The organism is uncultured Mucilaginibacter sp. (assembly GCF_903893715.1).
Lineage (GTDB): Bacteria > Bacteroidota > Bacteroidia > Sphingobacteriales > Sphingobacteriaceae > Mucilaginibacter.
The window spans coordinates 1-7,444 of sequence record NZ_CAITNG010000057.1 but is presented as its reverse complement, the minus strand read 5'-3'; the positions used below and the strand labels follow the sequence as shown (position 1 = coordinate 7,444).

The window sequence follows — 7,444 nt, the reverse complement described above, 5'->3', positions numbered from 1 at the left end:
TTTTCCGGGCACATCCTCCGCACGCAGGTGCGATGCTTTTACGTTTTTCAGTCCGATGGCCGACGCCACTTCACTCACCACTTTTATCTTTTTGCCGATGGAATCGACCAAATGAAAACCCGCTTCGGGGAACATGATGGCCAGTGGTATACCGGGGAAACCGCCGCCTGTGCCAACGTCCAACACCAGGCTGCCGGGCAAAAAGGGCATTACTTTGGCTATGCCGAGCGAGTGCAGCACATGGCGTTCAAAAAGCAGATCAATATCCTTACGGGATACGACATTGATCTGGTTGTTCCAATAAGTGTACAGATCAAACAGTTGTTCGTATTGGCTTTGCTGTTGCGGGGTAAGATTGGGGAAATATTTTGTAATGATATCAGATCTCATCGCGCTGACGTACGTTTACGATGTTGCCCAACAAGTAGCGTGCCCTAAAAAGTTGCGCTTTAACGGTTCCTAAAGGCAAATCGAGCTGTTCTGAGATTTCTTCGTACGATAGCTCGTCGAAATAACGCAGCACGATCAGATTGCGGTAGCGCGATGGTAAGCTGTCGATCAAAACCTTTAGGGTTTGGGTCTGCTCCTTCTTCATCGACACTTCCTCAGGGTTCAAAGCATCTGATTTTATTTGCAGCGGACGCTCATCCCCATCATCGTCCACCATCCCGTTGATGGATTGGGTGTTCAATTTTTTTTTACGGATAAAATCGATACAGTTATTGGTGCCTACCCTGAACAACCAGGTACTAAAAGCAAACTCGGGCTGATATTTGTCCAATTTTTCGAAGGCTTTGGCAAAGGTTTCCACGGTAAGGTCCATGGCATCTTCCTTGTTGTTCACCATTTTAAGCGCCATAAAATAGATGGAGTCTTTGTAGCGGTGCATCAGGTCGGCATAGGCTTTTTGGTCGCCCTCACGCGCCCTGACAACCAAATTGAAGTCGTTTTTGGCGTTGTCCGAAAAATTAGCGTTTATTTCCATTTAGTGGTTTTGGTAAAGGTACCTATCAGTCCAAATATGATTAAATATAGGTAATAAATCAGATCAAAAAAGGGCAGCCACCAAATTAAATCGGCGCCGCGCAAGTTTTTAAATATTTTCCGATAGATCAGCACCTGTATCAGCAAGCGCAAAACAAAAAAGCCCAGTATCAACAGTACCTCATATTGTAAAAAAAGGCAAGTTATCAACGACGCGTAAAACAAAAATCCTGTAAGGGCATCTAAAGTTAAAAACTGCCGGTGGCGGGTTTTATACAGTTTACCAACGCCCATATGCCGCTTTTTTTGGCGATAATAGGGACCAAATCCGCGTTTGGCATCGCTCCAAACATGCGCTTCGGGGTGTATTTCGATAGCCACATTATCGGCCGTGGCGTTTTGGTTTACAAACAGGTCATCGTCGCCGGCCAGCACATGCATGTGCGACGCAAAGCCCTTATTGCTAAAAAACAAAGTTTTGGTATAAGCCAGGTTACGGCCTATGCCCATGTAAGCGTCGCCTTTTAAAGCCGCCGAAAGGTAGTTGACAGCGGTTTTGATGGTTTCGAAACGGATGAAATGGTTGAGGAAGCCGGGTTTGCGGATATAAGGTGAATAGCCCAGCACAATGCTGTTATCACCAATAAATTTAGCAGCCATGCGGCTTATCCAATGCACCGAAGCCGGGTGGCAATCGGCATCGGTAAACAACAGGTGTTCGTTTTTGGCGGCTTTGATGCCCAGGGTGAGCGCGAATTTTTTCGCAGTTTTGAAACGCTCGTGCTCATTTACAGTAACAATTTTAAGGTTAGGGTATTGTTTGGCATACTCCATCAACAGCAGTTCCGACTGATCGTATGAGCAATCGTTAACCACCACCACTTCAAAATCAGGATATTCCTGATCTAAGATAATCGGTAAATTTTGTTTCAGGTTTTCGTATTCGTTGCGTGCCGAGATGATGACGGATATAGGTATCAATACCTTCGGCAGTGCGTCTTCGGGCTGATAAGCCCCTAATACCTTGTGTTTTGTAAAAAGATAAAACAGCTGAAAAATAAAACAGAGCAGAAAAATTACGAATAAGGATATCTGAATATAAATTTCCAAAACAAGGTATAGTTTAAACAATCAAATTTCTAAAAAAAGAACCGAAACTTGGGTGTTAATGATAAAATAATTCGACACCTAAATAAGGGCTTTATTTTCTATTTTTGCTCAATTAAATGAAATTCGAACTAGAAGCATCCGATCCGAACTCGAAAGCCCGCGCAGGCGAGATAACAACGGACCACGGCACCATACAAACGCCCATTTTTATGCCCGTGGGCACCGCAGGAACAGTGAAAGCGGTACACCAGCGCGAGCTGAAGGACGACATAAAAGCACAGATTATATTAGGCAATACCTACCATTTATACCTGCGGCCGGGCCTCGACGTACTTGAAAAAGCCGGAGGCCTGCATAAATTTAATGGTTGGGACGGGCCCATACTAACGGACAGCGGTGGTTACCAGGTCTATTCGTTGACAGAAGTGCGCAAAATAAAGGAAGAAGGTGTAACCTTCCGCTCGCATATTGATGGCTCAAAACATTTGTTTACGCCCGAAGGTGTGATGGATATACAACGCACTATTGGCGCCGACATTATTATGGCCTTTGATGAGTGCACGCCCTACCCTTGCGAATACGGATACGCACGCCGAAGCCTTGATATGACACACCGCTGGCTAAAACGCTGCTGCGACCGATTTGACGAAACCGAGCCTAAATATGGTTACAGCCAAACCCTGTTCCCTATTGTGCAGGGCTCGGTTTATAAAGATTTGCGCCAAAAATCGGCGGAGGTTATCTCCTCATTCGGCCGCGAGGGCAACGCCATAGGCGGCCTTTCGGTTGGCGAACCCGCCGAAGAAATGTACGCCATGACGGAAGTTGTTTGCGATATACTACCTACCGATAAACCCCGTTATTTGATGGGCGTAGGCACACCGGTGAACCTTTTGGAGAATATTGCTTTGGGTATAGACATGTTTGATTGTGTGATGCCTACCCGTAACGGACGTAACGGCATGTTGTTTACCCGAAACGGTATCATCAACATCAAAAATGAAAAGTGGAAGGACGATTTTTCGCCAATAGATGCCGAAAGCGACCTCTTTGCCGATATCAATTATTCAAAAGCCTATCTTCGTCACCTGATTCATTCGGGCGAGATGTTGGGCGCTCAGATAGCAACCCTGCATAACCTGCATTTTTATTTATGGCTGGTAAAGCAGGCCCGCGAAAAAATTATATCGGGCGAATTTTATGCCTGGAAGAATACCATGGTGAAATCATTGTCACAAAGATTATAACATGTTAAACAAATACATCAAGGTTTACGATTGGTACATCATCAGGAAGTACCTGGGCACCTTTGTGTTTACCATAGCCATTTTTATTGTGGTCATCGTGGTTTTCGATGTATCGGAAAAACTGGATAATTTTATAAAGGGCCATGCCACGGTAAGCGAGATCATTTTTGAATATTATGCCGGCGCGGTGCCTTTTTATATTGATATGCTTTTCCCGCTGATGAACTTTTTGGCTGTGATATTTTTTACCGCCAAGATGGCCAACCAAACCGAAATTATACCAATTTTAACCAGCGGAGCCAGCTTTAACCGCTTTTTACGCCCCTACGCTATTTGCGCAACATTGATATTTGTTATTGCCCTATTGGCTGAATTGTTTTTGATACCCTATACCAACCGGCTAAAAAACGTATTCGAAAACAAGTACAACCTGGTGGTTGAAGACCCTACCAAAAACGATGTGCACATACAGTTAGATCCGCACACGTTTGTTTACATGCAAAGTTACGAACCGAATACCCACAACGGCTATATGTTTGTGTTGGAGAAATTTAACGGCAGTGACATGAAGCAAAAACTAACCGCTAATACCATAACTTACGATTCGTTACGGTCGAAACCGCAACACAGAGTATGGACCATACACAATTTTACGGTAAGATACGTAAACGGCCTGCGTGAAAAAATGGTAAACGGCACAGTAAAAGATACTGTTTTGGATATGGTACCTGACGATTTTGTCGGACATAGCAACCTGTATACGGCCATGTCGACAAGCGAATTAAATACCAATATCGAAAAAGAAAACCTGCGCAGCACCGGGGCTTTGAAGGATATGTTGCTGGTGAAATATGAACGTTACACCCATCCTTTAGCAGCCTTCGTACTTACGCTAATTGGTGTTGCCCTGTCGTCGCGCAAGGTGCGCGGGGGTGTGGGACTACCTTTGGGTATCGGGTTTTTCCTGTGTTTTGCCTATATTGTGGTAGACAGATTTGCGGTTGTTTTTGCAACCAAGGGCGGCTTGCCGGCTATACTCGCGGTATTTATCACCAACGTTTTGTTTGGCATTTTGGGCTATTACCTTTTACGTAACGCGCCAAAATAATGCCTGTCCCTGTTGCCAAACCCATTCTGAACAAGAACCTGGTGATACTCCATTTCACGGTTTTTATATGGGGGTTTACCAGTATTTTGGGGGCGCTCATCCATGTACATTCGGTGTACTTAGTGTGGTATAGGGTGGTTATCGCCTTCAGCACATTGTTCCTTTATTTTAAGTTTAACCGCACGGCTATTAAGGTAAACCGCGATGCTTTTTTAAGGCTTTTTTTTACCGGTGCGCTGGTGGGCGGGCACTGGATTTTGTTCTTCCAGGCCATCAAATCTTCTACCGTTTCGGTTACGTTGGTATGCCTTTCGTCGATGACTTTGTTCACGGCAATCTTCGAACCTTTGTTCAATAAGAGCCGGATTTCGAAGCTGGAAATCATAGCCGGATTGCTTATCATCTGCGGCATCGTACTCATCTTTAAATTCGAAACCCAATACACTTTGGGTATATTTTTAGGTTTGATGAGCGCTTGCTGCGCCAGCATTTTTTCCATTATCAACTCCAAACAAGTGAAACAACGCGAAGCGCCGGTAATCGCTTTTTACGAATTATTGGGGGCGCTGTTTTGGATATCATTGTACCTTTTGATTACCGGCGGCTTCAATGCGAACATGAAATTGGTACCGTCGGACATAGGTTATCTGTTGATTTTGGGTACCGTTTGCACCTCGCTGGCTTACGTGGCCGGGGTATCGGTAATGAAAGAACTGTCGGCCTTCAGGGTGGCGCTCATCACCAACCTGGAACCTGTTTATGGTATCATCATGGCTTTCTTTTTCTTTGGCGATTTGAACAAAATGACGGGCGGTTTCTGGGTGGGCGCCGTCATTATCCTATCCACCATTTTCCTGTTCCCGGTAGCCAAAACGCAATTGGCCAAACGCCGCCGCTAAAAAATCAAGTTCTTTTTTTACTCATCCCCAAAAAACTAAGAGGGTAGGGGAGATTTTTGCGTATACATAGGGCGCATTTTAAGGCGATTTAAGCGCTTAAAAATCGCAGACGTAACCATTGTCCAATCAATAAATTACGTTGAAACAGGGGCAAAATCAGGTATTTAACTTAGTGTATGATATCGCTTGCTTAACAGATGGGTAAGCGCATCCGTAAAACAGTCGTTTTAGTTCCTATTTTTGGTTGAAAAAAGTGGATTATTTAAAAATTTAACCGAAATATATTTATCTATAAATCAGTATACTTATAAACACAAACAAAAGTAACAGTTAAACAATTAAAGCGTAAGTAAAACACCGAAAAACTAAATAAATTAGCATAATCAAAAACACCTACTTAAAAATGCATTTTACTTACTTATAATCAGATAATTGCAATGCGTTAAATCAACAAAAACTATTTTATCATAAAAAAGGATAGCTTAGTGTACAAAATTTGGTTTTATGTAAAAAGCAAAAACAAACGGGATACATTACCGATTTTCGGAGCGAACAATTTGTATTGATTTTGACTTGCATTTTTTTAAACTTTAAATCGCCCGGCGATGATTGTTTCAGTTTTGAATATCGGATACCGGCGTAGCACCAGTCGGCCTTTTAAAAACAGCGCACGGCACATCCACAAAAAAATGCTAAATTGGCTTATTGGATTTCTTAAGCGGCCGTACCGTGCGGCACCATTTTTATTAAGCCGGGTGTATTATGCGTACAAAAATTATCTTCCTTCTAACCGTTGCTGTTTTGCTTACCGTGCTGCTGATGCAGAACAATCAGGAAGCGAAATTCAACATCCTATTTTTTTCGGATGTGGCTGTTTCCAAACTTTCGGTTTTGTTAGTCGTTACCATTGCCAGCTTTTTGGCAGGCATAGTGATAGCCCGGCCAAACAAACGCCGAACAGTTGAGACGGATTCTGAGGATGATGAAGATGACGAACACCCGAACACAAAATCCAATACACTAAGCGACGAAGACCGCGACTATCTACACTAACATTATGGAAAACAAAATAGGATTTATTGGCTTAGGCAACATGGGTTTGCCCATGGCTCAAAACCTGATCAAAGCAGGTTATCATTTACAGGTTTACAACCGTACGGCCGCCAAGGCTTCGGCGCTCGAACAGGCGGCTATTACGGTTTGCAAAACTCCTGCCGAAGCCTCGGCGAATGTGCAATTTGTGGTGAGCATGCTATCGGAAGACGAGATACTGACCGAGGCTGTTTGCGGAGGGGATGGTGTATTGAAAACATTGGCGAAAGGTGCCGTACACATTTCGATGAGCACCATTGCGCCCGACACGTCGGGGCGGCTGGCAGCCCTACATGAAGCCGCCGGGAACCACTACATCGCCTCCCCTGTTTTTGGCCGGCCTGAAGCTGCTGCCGCGAAGAAATTATTTGTATGTACATCGGGCAATACCGAAGCCAAGGCGGCGGCCCGGTCCATATTGGAAGCGCTTGGCCAGGGCGTGTACGATTTTGGCGAAGCCGTTGGCGCGGCCAATGTGTTGAAGGTGGCGGGCAACTTTATGATCATCGCCTCGCTGGAGCTGATGGCCGAAGCCTTTACCCTTGCTGAGAAAAGCGGGCTTGACCGCAAACAGGTGGCAGAATTTTTTGGCTCGACAATTTTTAACGCGCCCATTTACCAGAACTATGGCAAGCTGATTGCCAATAAAACTTATGAACCTGTAGGCTTCAAGGCGAAACTGGGTTTAAAAGATGCCCGCCTTGCCCTTAAACTATCGCAGTTGACACTAACTCCTATGCCGCTGGCTACCCTCGCCCACAACCGCTTATTAACGGCCGTAGCCAAAGGCGGCGGCGACAGGGATTGGGTAGAGGCTTTCGGGAAAGGGGTGAGTGATGATGCGGGGGTTTGAGCGGAAAGCGAATTAAAGCGGAAAGCCAAAAGCATAAAGCTGAAAGCGAAGAGAAAGCTGAAAACAAAAAAGCTTTGTGCTTTTGGCTTTCAGCTTTTAGCTCAAATCGAAAACCTGATTGATTTCGGCCAAAAACCCAAGATCCGGTTTT

Annotated in this window: 8 protein-coding genes; 5 read left to right on the top strand and 3 right to left on the bottom strand. The window is 44.7% G+C overall.

What is annotated here, in order from left to right:
- From QZX97_RS07435 to QZX97_RS07425, 3 genes are all read right to left on the bottom strand, one after another.
- Positions 1–390: RsmG family class I SAM-dependent methyltransferase (locus QZX97_RS07435; RefSeq protein ID WP_295664537.1), on the bottom strand; the 390-nt coding region annotated here is incomplete at its 3' end.
- Complete coding sequence (locus QZX97_RS07430; protein WP_295664535.1) at positions 380–985, bottom strand: sigma-70 family RNA polymerase sigma factor; 606 nt, start codon at positions 983–985, stop codon at positions 380–382. The genes QZX97_RS07430 and QZX97_RS07435, both read right to left, overlap by 11 nt.
- Positions 976–2,094 (bottom strand): glycosyltransferase, encoded by a 1,119-nt coding sequence (locus QZX97_RS07425; protein ID WP_295651119.1) that lies wholly within the window; start codon positions 2,092–2,094, stop codon positions 976–978. The genes QZX97_RS07430 and QZX97_RS07425 overlap by 10 nt, the downstream gene beginning before the upstream one ends.
- Positions 2,095–2,210: 116 nt before the next feature.
- Here QZX97_RS07425 and tgt point away from each other — a divergent pair, with 116 nt between their 5' ends.
- From tgt to QZX97_RS07400, 5 genes are all read left to right on the top strand, one after another.
- Positions 2,211–3,341, top strand: a complete 1,131-nt coding sequence (gene tgt, locus QZX97_RS07420) for a tRNA guanosine(34) transglycosylase Tgt (protein WP_295651116.1) — start codon at positions 2,211–2,213, stop codon at positions 3,339–3,341.
- 1 nt (position 3,342) lies between these two features.
- A complete protein-coding gene (locus tag QZX97_RS07415) occupies positions 3,343–4,449 on the top strand; it encodes an LptF/LptG family permease (protein WP_295664532.1) in 1,107 nt (368 codons plus the stop codon).
- Positions 4,449–5,348, top strand: a complete 900-nt coding sequence (locus tag QZX97_RS07410; RefSeq protein WP_295654324.1) for an EamA family transporter — start codon at positions 4,449–4,451, stop codon at positions 5,346–5,348. The genes QZX97_RS07415 and QZX97_RS07410 overlap by 1 nt, the downstream gene beginning before the upstream one ends.
- Positions 5,349–6,110: 762 nt before the next feature.
- Positions 6,111–6,401 (top strand): hypothetical protein, encoded by a 291-nt coding sequence (locus tag QZX97_RS07405; RefSeq protein ID WP_295664530.1) that lies wholly within the window; start codon positions 6,111–6,113, stop codon positions 6,399–6,401.
- 4 nt (positions 6,402–6,405) lie between these two features.
- Positions 6,406–7,293, top strand: coding sequence for an NAD(P)-dependent oxidoreductase (locus QZX97_RS07400; protein ID WP_295664528.1), 888 nt, complete (start codon positions 6,406–6,408; stop codon positions 7,291–7,293).
- Positions 7,294–7,444 lie beyond the last annotated feature (151 nt).

Bases quoted from the DNA above. Each gene is read 5' to 3' on its own strand.
- QZX97_RS07430 (WP_295664535.1), bottom strand. From the start codon at position 985: ATGGAAATAAACGCTAATTTTTCGGACAACGCCAAAAACGACTTCAAT.
- tgt (WP_295651116.1), top strand. From the start codon at position 2,211: ATGAAATTCGAACTAGAAGCATCCGATCCGAACTCGAAAGCCCGCGCA.
- QZX97_RS07415 (WP_295664532.1), top strand. From the start codon at position 3,343: ATGTTAAACAAATACATCAAGGTTTACGATTGGTACATCATCAGGAAG.
- QZX97_RS07410 (WP_295654324.1), top strand. From the start codon at position 4,449: ATGCCTGTCCCTGTTGCCAAACCCATTCTGAACAAGAACCTGGTGATA.
- QZX97_RS07405 (WP_295664530.1), top strand. From the start codon at position 6,111: ATGCGTACAAAAATTATCTTCCTTCTAACCGTTGCTGTTTTGCTTACC.
- QZX97_RS07400 (WP_295664528.1), top strand. From the start codon at position 6,406: ATGGAAAACAAAATAGGATTTATTGGCTTAGGCAACATGGGTTTGCCC.